This is a genomic window from Nonomuraea harbinensis, from assembly GCF_019396385.1.
GTDB classification, from domain to species: domain Bacteria; phylum Actinomycetota; class Actinomycetes; order Streptosporangiales; family Streptosporangiaceae; genus Nonomuraea; species Nonomuraea ferruginea.
In genome coordinates, this window is the sequence record NZ_JAHKRN010000027.1 from 12,015 (window position 1) to 26,066 (window position 14,052).

16 protein-coding genes are annotated in these 14,052 nt (G+C 70.1%); 11 read left to right on the top strand and 5 right to left on the bottom strand.

Features of this window, described 5'->3' with window-relative positions; genetic code table 11:
- Positions 1-75 precede the first annotated feature (75 nt).
- Positions 76-1,881, top strand: a complete 1,806-nt coding sequence (locus KME79_RS25710) for an acyl-CoA dehydrogenase (RefSeq protein ID WP_219546685.1) — start codon at positions 76-78, stop codon at positions 1,879-1,881.
- 128 nt (positions 1,882-2,009) lie between these two features.
- A complete protein-coding gene (locus KME79_RS25715) occupies positions 2,010-2,234 on the top strand; it encodes a hypothetical protein (protein ID WP_219546686.1) in 225 nt (74 codons plus the stop codon).
- Here the strand turns inward: KME79_RS25715 and KME79_RS25720 are convergent.
- Positions 2,231-2,524 (bottom strand): Dabb family protein, encoded by a 294-nt coding sequence (locus KME79_RS25720; protein ID WP_219546687.1) that lies wholly within the window; start codon positions 2,522-2,524, stop codon positions 2,231-2,233. The genes KME79_RS25715 and KME79_RS25720 overlap by 4 nt on opposite strands.
- 80 nt (positions 2,525-2,604) lie before the next feature.
- Between KME79_RS25720 and KME79_RS25725 the strand changes: the two genes are divergently transcribed.
- Positions 2,605-3,318 carry an NUDIX hydrolase gene (locus KME79_RS25725; RefSeq protein WP_219546688.1) on the top strand — a complete coding sequence of 238 codons (714 nt, stop codon included), beginning with the start codon at positions 2,605-2,607 and terminating at the stop codon, positions 3,316-3,318.
- Between the two features lie 7 nt (positions 3,319-3,325).
- Here the strand turns inward: KME79_RS25725 and KME79_RS25730 are convergent, their stop codons facing one another.
- Genes KME79_RS25730 through pdhA form a run of 3 tightly spaced genes read right to left on the bottom strand, consistent with a single transcriptional unit; the run spans position 3,326 to position 6,783 of the window.
- A complete protein-coding gene (locus KME79_RS25730) occupies positions 3,326-4,699 on the bottom strand; it encodes a dihydrolipoamide acetyltransferase family protein (RefSeq protein WP_219546689.1) in 1,374 nt (457 codons plus the stop codon).
- A gap of 15 nt (positions 4,700-4,714) precedes the next feature.
- Positions 4,715-5,695, bottom strand: a complete 981-nt coding sequence (locus tag KME79_RS25735; protein ID WP_148035168.1) for an alpha-ketoacid dehydrogenase subunit beta — start codon at positions 5,693-5,695, stop codon at positions 4,715-4,717.
- Complete coding sequence (pdhA, locus tag KME79_RS25740) at positions 5,692-6,783, bottom strand: pyruvate dehydrogenase (acetyl-transferring) E1 component subunit alpha (protein WP_148035169.1); 1,092 nt, start codon at positions 6,781-6,783, stop codon at positions 5,692-5,694. Before pdhA ends, KME79_RS25735 begins: the two co-directional genes overlap by 4 nt.
- A gap of 228 nt (positions 6,784-7,011) precedes the next feature.
- On the opposite strand from pdhA, the gene purS reads away from it, so the two are divergent.
- The 5 genes from purS (at position 7,012) to KME79_RS25765 (ending at position 9,329) form a co-directional block, all read left to right on the top strand.
- The gene (gene purS, locus KME79_RS25745; RefSeq protein ID WP_219546690.1) at positions 7,012-7,257 is read left to right on the top strand and encodes a phosphoribosylformylglycinamidine synthase subunit PurS; all 246 of its coding nucleotides are present in this window, start codon (positions 7,012-7,014) and stop codon (positions 7,255-7,257) included.
- A 216-nt stretch (positions 7,258-7,473) separates the two neighbouring features.
- A complete protein-coding gene (locus tag KME79_RS25750) occupies positions 7,474-7,860 on the top strand; it encodes an ATP-binding protein (protein ID WP_219546758.1) in 387 nt (128 codons plus the stop codon).
- A 23-nt stretch (positions 7,861-7,883) separates the two neighbouring features.
- Positions 7,884-8,036 (top strand): hypothetical protein, encoded by a 153-nt coding sequence (locus KME79_RS25755; RefSeq protein WP_219546691.1) that lies wholly within the window; start codon positions 7,884-7,886, stop codon positions 8,034-8,036.
- A gap of 48 nt (positions 8,037-8,084) precedes the next feature.
- On the top strand, positions 8,085-8,228 hold the full coding sequence (locus KME79_RS25760; RefSeq protein ID WP_219546692.1) for a hypothetical protein: 144 nt from the start codon (positions 8,085-8,087) through the stop codon (positions 8,226-8,228).
- Positions 8,229-8,336: 108 nt separating this feature from the next.
- The gene (locus KME79_RS25765; protein WP_219546693.1) at positions 8,337-9,329 is read left to right on the top strand and encodes a DUF418 domain-containing protein; all 993 of its coding nucleotides are present in this window, start codon (positions 8,337-8,339) and stop codon (positions 9,327-9,329) included.
- Here KME79_RS25765 and KME79_RS25770 read toward each other — a convergent pair.
- On the bottom strand, positions 9,321-9,557 hold the full coding sequence (locus tag KME79_RS25770; protein ID WP_219546694.1) for a hypothetical protein: 237 nt from the start codon (positions 9,555-9,557) through the stop codon (positions 9,321-9,323). The two genes, KME79_RS25765 and KME79_RS25770, sit on opposite strands and share 9 nt — an antisense overlap.
- A 358-nt stretch (positions 9,558-9,915) precedes the next feature.
- Here KME79_RS25770 and KME79_RS25775 point away from each other — a divergent pair, with 358 nt between their 5' ends.
- From KME79_RS25775 to purL, 3 genes are all read left to right on the top strand, one after another.
- Positions 9,916-10,692 (top strand): methyltransferase domain-containing protein, encoded by a 777-nt coding sequence (locus tag KME79_RS25775; RefSeq protein ID WP_219546695.1) that lies wholly within the window; start codon positions 9,916-9,918, stop codon positions 10,690-10,692.
- Between the two features lie 382 nt (positions 10,693-11,074).
- Entirely contained in the window at positions 11,075-11,758 is a 684-nt protein-coding gene (gene purQ / locus KME79_RS25780; RefSeq protein ID WP_148035175.1) for a phosphoribosylformylglycinamidine synthase subunit PurQ, read from the top strand.
- Positions 11,755-14,007, top strand: a complete 2,253-nt coding sequence (gene purL / locus KME79_RS25785; RefSeq protein ID WP_219546696.1) for a phosphoribosylformylglycinamidine synthase subunit PurL — start codon at positions 11,755-11,757, stop codon at positions 14,005-14,007. Before purQ ends, purL begins: the two co-directional genes overlap by 4 nt.
- Positions 14,008-14,052 lie beyond the last annotated feature (45 nt).

Here is a 14,052-nt window from a genome sequence, read left to right on the forward strand (position 1 = left end):
GTTACCCGCGGGTAGCATTCCTAGTAAGGTTACTGGCCAGTAGAGAAACGCACCGGTTCAAGGAGAGCTGCACCCATGGGCCACTACAAGAGCAACCTTCGTGACCTCGAATTCAACCTCTTCGAGGTCTTCGGGCGCCGCGAGATCCTCGGCAGCGGTCCCTATGCGGAGATCGACGAGGACGTCGCGCGCAGCATCCTGGACGAGGTCAACCGGCTGTCCACCACCGTGCTGGCCGACTCGTTCGAGGAGGGCGACCGCCACCCGCCCGTGTTCGACCCCGCGACCGGCTCGGTGACGTTGCCCGAAGGCTTCAAGAAGTCGTACAAGGCGCTGGTCGACGGCGGCTGGGCGCACCTCGACCTACCTCCGCACCTGGGCGGCCCCGGCATCCCGCGCAGCCTCGCCTGGGCGACGGCCGAACTGGTGCTCGGCGCGAACCCCGCGCTCTACATGTACGCGGCCGGCCCCAGCTTCTCCTACACCCTGTGGAAGGTGGGCACCCCCGAGCAGAAGCGCTTCGCCGAGCTGGCCATCGAGCGCAACTGGGGCGCCACCATGGTGCTCACCGAGCCCGACGCGGGCTCCGACGTCGGCGCGGGCCGCGCCAAGGCGGTACGGCAGGACGACGGCACCTGGCACGTCGAGGGCGTCAAGCGCTTCATCACCAGCGCCGAGCAGGACATGACGGAGAACATCTTCCACCTGGTCCTGGCCAGGCCCGAGGGCCACGGCCCCGGCACCAAGGGCCTGTCGATGTTCCTGGTGCCGAAGTACCACGTCGACCTGGAGACCGGCGAGCTCGGCGAGCGCAACGGCGTGTACGTCACCAACGTCGAGCACAAGATGGGCCTGAAGGTCTCCACGACCTGCGAGCTCACCTTCGGCGAGAAGCACCCGGCGATCGGCTGGCTGGTCGGCGAGGTGCACGAGGGCATCAAGCAGATGTTCATGGTCATCGAGCACGCCCGCATGATGGTCGGCACCAAGGCCATCGCCACCCTGTCCACCGGTTACCTCAACGCCCTGGAGTTCGCCAGGTCGCGGGTGCAGGGCGCCGACCTGACCAGGCAGGCCGACAAGACCGCGCCCCGGGTCACCATCACCCACCACCCCGACGTGCGCCGCGAGCTCATGCTGCAGAAGGCCTACGCCGAGGGCATGCGGGCGCTCGTGCTCTACACGGCCACCTTCCAGGACGCCGTCCAGATCGACCCGGACGACCGGCACGCGCACGAGATGAACGACCTGCTGCTGCCCCTGGTCAAGGGTGTCGGCTCGGAGCGCTCGTACGAGCTGCTGTCGCGCTCGCTGCAGACCCTGGGCGGCTCGGGATACCTGCAGGACTACCCGATCGAGCAGTACATCAGGGACGCCAAGATCGACTCCCTGTACGAGGGCACGACCGCGATCCAGGGCCTGGACCTGTTCTTCCGCAAGATCCTGCGCAACCAGGGCTCGGCCATCGGCAAGCTGCTGACCGAGATCAACGAGTTCGCCGCCTCCGAGGCCGGCAACGGCCGGCTCAAGGAGGAGCGCAAGCTGCTCGCCGAGGCCGCGGCCGAGGTCAAGGTCATGGGCGACACCATGGCGGGCTGGGCGCTCGGCTCGATGGAGAAGCCCCAGGAGGTCTACAAGGTCGGCCTGAACAGCACGCGGTTCCTGCTGGCGCTGGGCGATCTGGTGATCGGCTGGCTGCTGCTGCGCCAGGCCGAGGTGGCCCTGGCCAAGCTGGCCGACGGCGAGGACCCGTTCTACCAGGGCAAGGTCGCCGCAGCCGGGTTCTTCGCGGAGACGGTGCTGCCGCGCCTGTCCGCCGAGCGCCGCGTGCTCACCGGCACCGGCCTGGAGCTCATGGAGCTTCCGGAGGAGGCTTTCTAGCGGTTCTCCACCCCAGGACGCCCGTTCCGGATACGGAGCGGGCGTCCCGCGTTTCCAGGCGAGGTAGTGATCGCCCATACTCGGGTATGACCGTGGGCGTACGCACTGTTTGCCGTCTGGAGGTCGTGATGGGTGTCGGGGTCAGCATCTTCTTCCTCACGCTCGGCGCCATCCTGAGGTTCGCGATCGAGCCCGACGTGTTCGGCGACAGCGTCCACATGGACATCATCGGTCTCATTTTCATGATCGTGGGCGGGGTCGGCGTCGTGCTGAGCATCGTGCTGGCGCCCAGGCGCGGCCAGACCTCGGAGGGCCGGCTGATGCACCGGGAGAACCACCCGCCGGAGATCTAACAGCCGAACTGCACGGCGGCCCGGGTCGCCAGGATGGGCTTGATGTGCTCCGCGATCACCGCCTGGTGGCGCGGGTGGTCGCGGTAGGCGCGGTAGTCGTCCTCGCTGTCGAAGTCGGCGACGACGGCGAAGTCGTGGTTGCCGGGGTTGATCCCGGCGTCGGAGCCGAGCAGGTAGGAGCGGATCTCGGGGATCTGGCCGGGGAGCTCGCGCAGTTCGGCCGCGACCGCGGCCTTCTGCTCCTCGGTTGCCTCCGGTGACCAGGTGAACAGCACCACGTGACGAATCATGGGCGAACCCTATCGACAACGATCGACCGCCTGGTTATTCTCACTCCGAGATTTACTCGTACTGAGAAAGACGATGGCGCATGGAAGACTTCGGGCTGTACGCGCCGGTCGCGGTGACCGTCGACGTGGTGGCGCTGACCATCCGCGACCGGCGGCTGCACGTGCTCATCGTCGAGCGCGACGCCGAGCCGTACGCGGGATCCTGGGCGCTGCCGGGCGGGTTCCTGGGGCCCGGCGAGGACCTGGCGGAGGCGGCGAGGCGGGAGCTGGCCGAGGAGAGCGGGCTCGGCGCCCGGCCCGCCCACATCGAGCAGCTCGGCAGCTACGGCGACCCGGCGCGCGACCCCCGCATGCGGGTCGTGTCCGTGTCGTACCTCGCCTTCGCCCCCGACCTGCCCGACCCCCGGGCCGGTGCCGACACGGCGACGGCCGGCTGGCACGCCGTCGACGACCTGCCCCCGCTGGCGTTCGACCACGCGCGGATCGTGGCCGACGGGGTGGAGCGGGCCCGCGCCAAGCTGGAGTACACGCCGCTGGCCACGGCCTTCGCGGGCGCCACGTTCACCGTCTCCGAGCTGCGGCTGATCTACGAGACCGTGTGGGGGACGCGGCTGCACGCGGGCAACTTCCACCGCAAGGTCCTCTCGGTGCCGGGCTTCGTCGAGGCCACCGGCGGGACCACCGAGACCGGCGGCACGCGCGGCGGCCCCCGGGCCAGGCTCTACCGGGCCGGCGACGCCCGCCTCCTCCACCCGCCGCTGCTCAGACCGGCGAGGGAGGAGGCGATCCGCTGACGTCGGGTCAGCCCCAGGCGAGCATGTGGAGGGGGTCCTCCAGCATGGCGCCGACGTCGCGCAGGAACAGGGAGCCCAGCTCGCCGTCGACGACCCGGTGGTCGAAGGAGACGGCCAGCGTCGTCACCTTGCGCACCGCCAGCTCGCCGTCGACCACCCACGGCATGTCCCGCACCTGACCGAAGGCGAGGATGGCGCTCTCGCCCGGGTTCAGGATCGGGGTGCCGGTGTCGACGCCGAACACGCCCACGTTGGTGATCGTGATCGTGCCGCCGGTCATCTCCGCCGGTTGGGTGCGGCCCTCCCGCGCCGTCTCCGCCAGCTCGTTGAGCGCGCGGGCCAGGGCGGGGAGCGGGAGCCGGTGGGCGTTCTTGATGTTCGGCACCAGCAGGCCGCGCGGGGTGGCGGCGGCGATGCCCAGGTTCACGTAGCGCTTGACCACGATCTCCTGGCTCGCCTCGTCCCACACCGAGTTGATCATCGGGTGGCGGGCGGCCGCGACCAGGACGGCCTTGGCCACCAGGAGCAGCGGCGAGACCCTGACCTCGGCGAAGTCGGGCATCGCGCGCAGGCGCCGGACGGCGGTCATCGTCTCCGTCACGTCGACCTGGAGGAACTCGGTGACGTGCGGAGCGGTGAAGGCGCTGCCGACCATGGCCTGGGCGGTCATCTTCCGCACGCCCTTGACGGGGACGCGCTCCTCGTCCGGGGTCTCCGCGGGGGTCACCTGGGCGACGGCCGCGTGCACGTCCTCGCGGGTGATGGTCCCCTGGGGGCCGGTGCCCGTGAGGGTGGTGAGGTCCACCCCCAGGTCCTTGGCCAGCTTCCGGACGGGCGGCTTGGCCAGCACGCTCACCCGGCCCGGCGCCGCAGGCGCGGGTTCCTCGGCCTCGGCGGTTTCGCCCGCGCCCGGGGTGGCGGTCCTGGCGGGGTTGGCCACGGGAGGGGCCGGGATCGTGGCGGGGGTGGGCGTCTTGCGGGGACGGCGTCGGGTGGTGCCGGTCTTGACGCCGTAGCCGACCAGGACCGCCTGACGCTCCTCCTTGGGCGCGGGGCCGCCGTGGGCGCCGGGTTCGACCGCGCCCTCCTCGGGCGGGTTGGGGACGAGGTCCTCCGCCAGCCTCTCCTGGGTGCCGGCTTCCTCCAGGGTGTCGACCGCGATGACGGGGACGCCGACGTCCACCGTCTGGCCCTCCTCCGCCATCAGGGCCGCCACCACGCCGTCCCACGGGATGGGCAGCTCGACGATGGACTTGGCCGTCTCGATCTCGACGACTATCTGGTTGACCTTGACCTCGTCGCCCGGCTGGACGCGCCAGCGGACGATCTCCGCCTCCGTCAGCCCTTCGCCGACGTCGGGGAGCCTGAACTCGCGTCTCATCTGCACAACCCCCTGTCAGTACGCGAAGGCGCGGTCGACGGCGTCGAGCACCCGGTCCAGGTCGGGAAGGTAGTGCTCCTCCAGTTTGGACGGCGGGTAGGGGGTGGAGAAGCCGCCGGCCCGCAGTACCGGGGACTCCAGGTGGTAGAAGCACCGCTCGGTGATCCTGGCGGCCAGCTCGGCGCCGAATCCGTTGTTGACCGGCGCCTCGTGCACCACGACCGCCCGCCCCGTCTTCCGTACGGAATCCATCACCAGCGGCTGGTCGAGCGGGTTGAGCGAGCGCAGGTCGATCACCTCAAGGGAGCGGCCCTCCTCCTCGGCGGCCTGGGCGGCCTCCAGGCAGGTCTTGACCATCGGCCCGTGGGTCAGCAGGGTGAGGTCGGTGCCGGGGCGCACCACCAGGCCCTTGTCCATGGGGGTCCACCAGCCGGTGTCGGCGGTGTCGACGTCGGCTTTCTCCCAGTAGCGCCGCTTGGGCTCGAAGAAGATCACCGGGTCGTCGGAGCGGATCGCCTGCTGGATCATCGAGTAGGCGTCGGCGGGGTTGGAGCAGGCCACCACGCGCAGCCCGGCGGTGTGCGTGAAGTACGCCTCTGGAGACTCGCTGTGGTGCTCGACGGCGCCGATGCCGCCCCCGCACGGGATCCGTACGACCACCGGGAGCTTGATCGCGCCGAGCGAGCGCATCGGCATCTTGGCCAGCTGGGTGATGATCTGGTCGGCGGCCGGGAACACGAACCCGTCGAACTGGATCTCGCACACCGGCCGGTAGCCGCGCAGCGCCAGCCCGATCGCGGTGCCGATGATGCCGGACTCGGCCAGCGGCGTGTCGATCACGCGGTCCTCGCCGAAGTCCTTCTGCAACCCGTCGGTCACCCGGAACACGCCGCCGAGCTTGCCGACGTCCTCGCCCATGATGAGGACCTTGGGGTCGTCCTCCATGGCCTTGCGCATGCCCTCGTTGAGCGCCTTGGACAGGCTCATCACCGTCATCGCTCGAACCCCTCCAGGTAGGCGGCGAACTGGGCGCGTTCCTCGTCGATCAGGGCGTGCGGCTCGGCGTACACGTGCTCGAAGATGGCCGTCGGCTCGGGATCGGGCAGGGCCAGGCAGCGCCGGCGCAGGTCGGCGCCGAGCTGGTCGGCCTCCGCCTCGACGGCGTCGAGGAACTCCTGGTCGGCCAGCTCGTTCTTGAACAGGTAGGCCTTGACGCGCTCGATCGGGTCCTTGAGCTTCCACGCCTCCAGCTCGCTGGCCACGCGGTAGCGGGTGGGGTCGTCGGTGGTGGTGTGGGCGCCCATCCGGTACGTGAACGCCTCGATGAGCATGGGCCCCTGACCCTCGCGGGCGTTCTTGAGCGCCTGGCGGGTGACGGCGAGGCAGGCGAAGACGTCGTTGCCGTCGACCCGGACGCCGGGGAAGCCGAACCCGGACGCCCTGCGGTAGAGCGGGATGCGGGTCTGCTTCTCCAGCGGCTCGGAGATGGCCCACTGGTTGTTCTGGCAGAAGAACACGATCGGCGCGTTGAACACGCTGGCCCAGATGAACGACTCGTTCACGTCGCCCTGCGAGGTGGCGCCGTCGCCGAAGTAGACGATCGTCGCGGCGTCGGCGTCGTCGCGCTGGATGCCCATCGCGTAGCCGACGGCGTGCAGCGTCTGGCTGCCGATGACGATCGTGTAGAGGTGGAAGTTGTGCTCCTTCGGGTCCCACCCGCCGTGGTTGACGCCGCGGAACAGGCCCAGCAGCTTGACCGGGTCGACGTCGCGGCACCACGCCACGCCGTGCTCGCGGTAGGTGGGGAAGGCCATGTCGGCGTCGGTCAGCGCCCGGCCGGAGCCGATCTGCGCGGCCTCCTGGCCGAGCAGCGAGGCCCAGATGCCGAGCTCGCCCTGGCGCTGCAGGGCGACGGCCTCCAGGTCGACGCGCCTCACGAGGACGAGGTCGCGGTAGAGGGACCTGACCTCTTCGGGTGTCAGGTCGATGTCGTAGTCGGGGTGCTGGACCCGCTCGCCCTCGGGGGTGAGTAGCTGGACGAGCTCCGGGGGTGCTTCGGCACCACGAGAGGCGTCGATGGTCACGTGCCACTCCTGTGCAATCGGGACCGGTGGCGATGGGTTTTCCACCTCTGACCGGCCTTTGGGTGCGTCCGACCGTGTGATGGTGGTTCGTACGCGCTTGAGGCCATGGTGGCAGACGTCACAGTCCTTCGCGCAAGCCCCATGCCCTCCCCGTTCCCCACGTTCTGGCGGCGAACACACGCCGGTAGGCTGTGGTTTGCCAACCCCGCCGTACCCAGGAGGAACGCAGTGGCGCGCGTGATCGTTGACGTGATGCTGAAGCCCGAGATCCTCGACCCGCAGGGCCAGGCGGTCGCCCGAGCGCTGCCCCGGCTGGGCTTCTCCGGTGTGTCGGCCGTGCGCCAGGGCAAGCGGTTCGAGCTGGAGCTCGACGGCCCCGCCGACGAGGCGGCCATTGCGGACGTCCGAAAGATGGCCGAGACTCTTCTCGCCAACACCGTGATCGAGGACTTCACGGTCAGAGTGGAAGAGTAGGACAGCACATTTCACATAGGGCCTGACGTGGCTAAAGCCGCATTCCGGCGTACCACAATGCCACGGGCATGCCAACAGTAAATAACAACCGCGTGATTTTGCGGTTAGCCCCGATTTCACGGGGAAACCTACTCCAGGTGACATTCCGGAGCCCGGAGGAGTCCGGTGGACATTGAGTTCTCGTTGGCACTGCCACGGGATGCGATCGGCATCCCGATGGTCAGGCGAGTGCTTGGCGATGCGATGCGTTCGCTGCACGTGAGTGAGTCGTGCATCGCCGACATGCTGCTCGCTGTCTCCGAGGCATGCTCCAACGCGGTGCGCCACGGCGGCCCCGCCAACCGCTACGAGGTCTCCGCGTCGATCGGCTACGGCCGCTGCGACGTGCGCGTGGCCGACAACGGCGGCGGCCTGCCGTCGATGCCGCTCCGCTTCCCGCCCCCCGACACCGAGAACGGCCGCGGCCTGCTCATCATGCGCTCGGTGGTCGACGAGATCTCCTTCGGCATCACGCCGGGCCGGGGCACGACGGTCCACCTGCGCAAGCAGCTCGCCTGGGAGAACGAAGAGCCCGCCCGCTCCCGCGAACTCGCCGCGGTCTGATCCCTCCCGCTTACGCTCAACGCATGAAGAAAGCGCTCGCCTGCGTCGCGCTGGTGTCCCTGGCGTCCTGCGGGCACGGCGACGACCAGCTCGTCGTACGATCCCTCACCGCGATGGAGCGCGTGGCCAGGGCCACCGGTCCCGACGACGCGGTCCGGCCGCGGAAGGCCGGGTAGGCCGGGTTCCAGGCCGTTTTCCGGAAGGGTGACCGGGTCTATTTCCAGGTGGGCGAGCACGGGCCCGGCGTGGACCCGTACGGCTACGTGTGGAGCCCTGACCGGGCGCCCGTGGACGACTCCAACCCGTCGGTCGCCTCGTCCTTCAAGCATCTGCGGGGCCACTGGTACCGCTGGCGCGACAGCTACTGACAGCGCCCGGCGTCCCGCGCCGAACCGGCCGAAAGTATGATCACGAACGCCGTGAATCCTGCTTCCGGCCGGTGTCGTCCTCTCGGTGGCCCTGCAGGATGAGGCCCCATGCCAAGCGCAGAACTCCCCCCAGGACGCCTTCCCGGCCACCCACTCACGCCCGCCGCGCCCGCGTCCGGGCGGCCCCGCATCATCGCGCTCGACGTGCTCCGCGGGTTCACCCTCTGCGAGATCCTGCTCGCCAACATCCAGCTGATGGCCACCGGCGGCACCGCCGTCGTGACGCAGCCGCTGGGCGACTGGGACCCCTGGCTCGGGCTGCCGATCTTCTCCCTGCTGTTCGGCATCGGGTTCTCGCTGCTGCTGGACTCCGCCGCCGACCGCGCCGCCCGCCCGTGGCTGGTCCTCCTGCGGCGGCTCGCGGCGCTGCTCGCGATCGGCCTGCTGCACATGCTGCTGTGGCCAGGCGAGATCCTGACCAAGTACGCCGTCGTCGGCCTGCTGGTGCTGCTGCCTTCTTCCTGGCTGCCCCGGTGGGCCGTGGCGGGCCTCGCCGCCGTGTTCATCCCCGCGGCGCTGGTCGCCGGGGGCGGGCCCCTGCTGATCGCCGGGCTGTTCCTGCTGGGCTCGGCGCTGGTCCGGTACGGGGTGATCGAGCACATCGAGCGGTCCACCCTGTGGCCGCTCCTCCTGGGGCTGGTCTTCGCGGCGGGGGCGGCCGCCGCGCTGTGGACGAGGCCCGGGGCGGGCCCGTCCTTCGCGACCGGCCTGGCCGACCTGCTGGTCGCCGGCGTGGTCGTGTGCGCCCTGCTGGTCCTGCTCAGAACACCGCTGCGACCTGCGCTGCGGGTCCTCTTCGCGCCGCTGGGCAAGATGGCCCTGACCAACTACCTGACCGCCACGGTCCTCGTCCTGGCCGCCGCCCACCTCCTCGGCCTGCCGATCGGCGAGTCCTCTCAGGTGGCGTTCCTGACCGCGGGAGCCGTCCTGGCGGCCCAGTGGCTGTTCTCCGCCCTCTGGCTGCGCCGTCACCGCCAGGGGCCCCTGGAGTGGCTCTGGCGCTGGGCCACATGGGCTGAGCGCCCGCCCGGCTCACGCTGACTGGACGGCTTCTCCGGCCTGCTGCAGCCTGGGGAAGCGGGTCTGGCTGGCCAGCAGATGGCCCACGCCGACGATGGCCACCACGGGCCATTCCACGACTCCCAGCGCCCCCATGGAGACGAGGACCACGTAGAAGGCGAGGTGTGGGCCCTCCGGCACGGTGATCGTGCCGACCATGGGCAGCGTGAACTGCCTGAGGTGCTCGTCCTCAGCGGGCTTGACGACCATGATGCCCCTCCTTCGATGGACGCCTCCCCCTTCGGCTGCCCCCCGCCAGACCCGCTAACCCGCAGCCAACCACCGGTTTCGTGAGCACCCGCCTTTTACGGTCGCGTCCAGATCCTGTCGTCAAGCGGAACGACTGGCCGGACGTCGGCGGATGACGTCCTTGGGATCGGGATCTACCAACGAGCCCACGTCCACCGAGTCATATCAGGATTGTCCCCCGCTTCATGTCAGAAACGTCCATGATCAACTGTCATTTCTGTCCGCTTGCCAGAGGCCGGCCGTGCCTGGGAAGGACACGGGTCGTGGACCCGCATAGGACCACCGCGGCGGCTGCACGAGCGTTTGATGAGATGTCGGTGTGATCGCTACCAACAACGAGATCCGCCCCGGCCTGATCGCCTATCTCGACCAGGTGACGGCCAGCGCACCCGGTCGCGCCTACAAGCAGCAGGTGCTGGAACTGCTGGAGCTCCAGCCTGGGCAGTGCGTGGTCGACATCGGCTGCGGGCCGGGGACCGACCTCGCGGCGATGAACGCCGGCGTCGCCCCCACCGGCTCCGTCGTCGGTATCGACAGGGACCCGGCGATGGTCGCCGAAGCTCGTGCCCGCGTGGTGGAGCTGCCCCGTACCGAGGTTCACCTGGGTGAGGCTCACGCTTTACCGCTCAAGGACCGCACTGTCGATCGGGCTCGAACCGATCGCATGCTCCAGCACGTGGCGGACCCCTCCCAGGTGCTGGCCGAGTTCCGCCGCGTGTCCCGCCCAGGTGGACGCATCGTCATGGCAGAACCGGATTGGGAAGGTCTGCTGATCGACTCACTCCAACCGGCCATGAGCCGGGGGTTGAGCCGCTTCATCTGCGCGGAGATCGTGCGCAATGCGAGGATCGGCCGGAGCCTCCCGCGACTGTGCAGGGACGCCGGGCTCGACGTGCAGTCCGTGGTGGCGGTCGCGCCGGTGATTGATGACTTCACCACGGCGGATCAGCTCTTCGGGCTCCGCCGCAACGTGACGCGGGCCGTAGCGGCCGGTTATCTCGATGCCGCCGCTGAGGAGTGGATCGAGGACGTCAGCTCCCGTCCTTTTCTGGCCACAGCCTTGCTGTTCCTGGTAGTGGCGGAGAGACCGGCCTGAGGAAGGCGATCCGGCAGAGGACTCGGCCGAGCCGGGTCACGGTGACAGGCCCGGCCAGACCGCGATTGGCGACTGGCCCTGATCCGATTGCGGACCTGCCCCGGACTTCCGGCTTCCAACTCGGCGACGCGACAAGGGGAGCCATTCACTCGCTCCGGCCAAGTGTTCAACGCCGGGCCCCGGATCTCCTGACGCCTATGGCCGCTTGTGGGGCGTCGGGCGGTAGCCCTCTGGAAGGGCGTCCGAGCGGAGCGAGGGCCTTGGGTGGGCGTACGAAGGGCGGAGGTTGATGAGGAGCATCGGGGCGCACCAGATAGCCTGAGGTGACCGCCGCCTGCCACGGAGATGGCGGCTGCGCAACTCCTCGGAGGGGACGACAGTCATGAGCGCTGCCCGCGTGGGCGTAGTGACGTTTCCAGGCACACTCGACGACCAGGATGCCGCCAAGGCCGTGCGCCTCGTGGGCGGGGAGCCGGTGCCGCTGTGGCACGCCGACCGGGATCTCAAGGGGGTCGACGCGGTCTTCCTGCCGGGCGGGTTCTCCTATGGCGACTATCTCCGGTGCGGGGCCATCTCCCGGTTCGCGCCGCTGATGGAGGAGATCGTGTCCGCCGCGCGGGCGGGGCTGCCGGTGCTGGGCACCTGCAACGGGTTCCAGATCCTGTGCGAGGCCCATCTGCTGCCGGGCGCGCTGACGCGTAACGCCTCGCTCCACTATGTCTGCCGCGACCAGCGGGTGCGGATCGAGACGGCCGACACGGCGTGGACGAACGCGTACGCGGCCGGTCAGGAGATCACGCTGCCGGTCAAGCACGGCGAGGGCCGTTACGTGGCCGACCCGGAGACGCTGGCCGAGCTGGAGGCCACCGGGCGGGTCGTGGTCCGTTACGTGGGCGGCAACCCCAACGGCTCGCTCAACGACATCGCCGGGGTGCGCAACGAGGCGGGCAACGTCGTCGGCCTGATGCCGCATCCCGAGCACGCGGTCGAGGAGCTGGTCGGCGCGCCGGGCACCGACGGCCTCGGCTTCTTCACCTCCATTCTCAAGAAGCTGGTGGACGCATGAGCACCGACTCCGTCAAGCGTGCGGAGGTCACCCCCGACGAGCCGATGCCCTTCGCCGAGCTGGGCATGAAGCAGGACGAGTACGACCGGGTCCGCGAGATCCTGGGCCGCCGCCCGACCGGCTCCGAGCTGGCCATCTACAGCGTCATGTGGTCCGAGCACTGCTCGTACAAGTCGTCGAAGGTGCATCTCAAGCAGTTCGCCACCAAGGCCCCGCATTCCGACGCCCTGCTGGTGGGCATGGGCGAGAACGCGGGCGTGGTCGACATCGGCGACGGCTGGGCCGCCACGTTCAAGATCGAGTCGCACAACCATCCCTCGTACGTCGAGCCGCACCAGGGTGCGGCCACCGGCGTCGGCGGGATCGTCCGCGACATCATGTCGATGGGCGCGCGCCCGATCGCGGTGATGGACTCCCTGCGGTTCGGCGGCGCCGACCAGGCCGACACCCGCCGGGTGCTGCCCGGCGTGGTGGAGGGCATCAGCCACTACGGCAACTGCCTCGGCCTGCCCAACATCGGCGGCGAGGTCGTCTTCGACCCGTGCTACATCGGCAACCCGCTGGTCAACGCGCTCTGCGTGGGCCTGCTGCGCAAGGACCAGATCAAGCTGGCGACCGCGCCGGGGCCGGGCAACAAGGTGGTGCTGTTCGGCGCCTCGACGGGCCCCGACGGCATCGGCGGCGCGAGCGTGCTGGCCAGCGCGACGTTCGAGGACGAGTCCGCGGCCAAGCGGCCCGCCGTCCAGGTGGGCGACCCGTTCATGGAGAAGCTGCTCATCGAGTGCTGCCTGGAGCTGTACGCGGCCGACGTGGTCGTCGGCATCCAGGACCTCGGCGCGGCCGGCGTGTCCTGCGCGACCACGGAGCTGGCCGCCAAGGGCACCGGCGGCATGGACGTCGACCTCAACCTGGTCCCGCTCCGCGATCCCTCCCTGCGCCCGGAGGAGATCCTGATGAGCGAGTCTCAGGAGCGGATGATGGCCGTCGTCCGGCCCTCCGACATCCCGGCGTTCATGGCGATCTGCGAGAAGTGGGACGTCCCCGCCACCGTGATCGGCGAGGTGACCGACACCGGCCGGCTGGTGATGACCTGGAACGGCGAGGTCATCGTCGACATCCCGCCGGGCACCGCGGCCGACGACGGCCCGGTCTACGAGCGCCCCTACCATGAGCCGTCGGGGCAGGCGGCGCTGAACGCCGACACCCCCGACCGGCTGGAGCGCCCGTCCGACCTGCGCGCGACGCTGCTGCGGCTGCTCGGCTCGCCCAACCTGGCGTCGAAGGAGTGGGTGACCGGCCAGTACGACCGGTACGTACGCTCCAACACGGTCCTCGCCCAGCCCGCCGACGCGGGGATGCTGCGTGTGGCGGAGGACATCGAGGGGGCCGAGCCGACCACCCGCGGCATCGCGCTGTCGACCGACGGCAACGGCCGTTACGCCAAGCTCGACCCGTACGCGGGGGCGCAGCTCGCGCTGGCCGAGGCGTACCGCAACGTGGCCGTCACCGGCGCCAGGCCGCTGGCCGTCACCAACTGCCTCAACTTCGGCTCGCCGGAGGACCCCGAGGTGATGTGGCAGTTCGCCGAGGCGGTGCGCGGCCTGGCCGACGCCTGCCGGATCCTGGGCGTGCCGGTGACCGGCGGCAACGTGTCCTTCTACAACCAGACCGGGTCGACGGCGATCAACCCGACCCCGGTGGTCGGCGTGCTCGGTGTGATCAACGACGTGGCCAGGCGGGTGCCGACCGGGTTCACCGGCGAGGGTCTGCGGGTGGCGCTGCTGGGTGAGACGCGGGCCGAGTTCGGCGGCTCGGAGTGGGCGCACGTCGAGCACGGCCACCTGGGCGGCCTGCCGCCCGAGGCGGACCTGGAGGCCGAGCAGGGGCTGGGCCGGGTGCTGGTGACGGCGGCCGCGCGGGGCCTGCTGGAGGGGTCGCACGACCTGTCCGACGGCGGCCTGGCCATCGCGCTGGCGGAGTCCTGCATGGCGCGCGGCGTGGGCGCCCGGGTGACGCTCACCGGCGACCCGTTCACCGAGCTGTTCAGCGAGTCGGCGGCCAGGGCTCTGGTCGCGGTGCGGCCGGAGGCGTTCGACGACCTGGCCAAGCTCTGCGCCGAGCACGACGTGCCGTGCTACGGGCTGGGCGTCACGGGCGGGACGTCGCTGGTGGTCGAGGGCGTGCTGGAGGTGCCGGTCGAGGAGCTGCGGGAGACGCACGCGGCCACGCTGCCGGCGCTCTTCGGCTGAACGCGGACGCGAGAAAGGGCCGGTACGCGCCCCGTACCGGCCCTT

Bases quoted from the DNA above. Each gene is read 5' to 3' on its own strand.
- KME79_RS25710 (WP_219546685.1), top strand. From the start codon at position 76: ATGGGCCACTACAAGAGCAACCTTCGTGACCTCGAATTCAACCTCTTC.
- KME79_RS25715 (WP_219546686.1), top strand. From the start codon at position 2,010: ATGGGTGTCGGGGTCAGCATCTTCTTCCTCACGCTCGGCGCCATCCTG.
- KME79_RS25720 (WP_219546687.1), bottom strand. From the start codon at position 2,524: ATGATTCGTCACGTGGTGCTGTTCACCTGGTCACCGGAGGCAACCGAG.
- KME79_RS25725 (WP_219546688.1), top strand. From the start codon at position 2,605: ATGGAAGACTTCGGGCTGTACGCGCCGGTCGCGGTGACCGTCGACGTG.
- KME79_RS25730 (WP_219546689.1), bottom strand. From the start codon at position 4,699: ATGAGACGCGAGTTCAGGCTCCCCGACGTCGGCGAAGGGCTGACGGAG.
- KME79_RS25735 (WP_148035168.1), bottom strand. From the start codon at position 5,695: ATGACGGTGATGAGCCTGTCCAAGGCGCTCAACGAGGGCATGCGCAAG.
- KME79_RS25750 (WP_219546758.1), top strand. From the start codon at position 7,474: ATGGTCAGGCGAGTGCTTGGCGATGCGATGCGTTCGCTGCACGTGAGT.
- KME79_RS25755 (WP_219546691.1), top strand. From the start codon at position 7,884: ATGAAGAAAGCGCTCGCCTGCGTCGCGCTGGTGTCCCTGGCGTCCTGC.
- KME79_RS25765 (WP_219546693.1), top strand. From the start codon at position 8,337: ATGCCAAGCGCAGAACTCCCCCCAGGACGCCTTCCCGGCCACCCACTC.
- KME79_RS25770 (WP_219546694.1), bottom strand. From the start codon at position 9,557: ATGGTCGTCAAGCCCGCTGAGGACGAGCACCTCAGGCAGTTCACGCTG.
- purQ (WP_148035175.1), top strand. From the start codon at position 11,075: ATGAGCGCTGCCCGCGTGGGCGTAGTGACGTTTCCAGGCACACTCGAC.
- purL (WP_219546696.1), top strand. From the start codon at position 11,755: ATGAGCACCGACTCCGTCAAGCGTGCGGAGGTCACCCCCGACGAGCCG.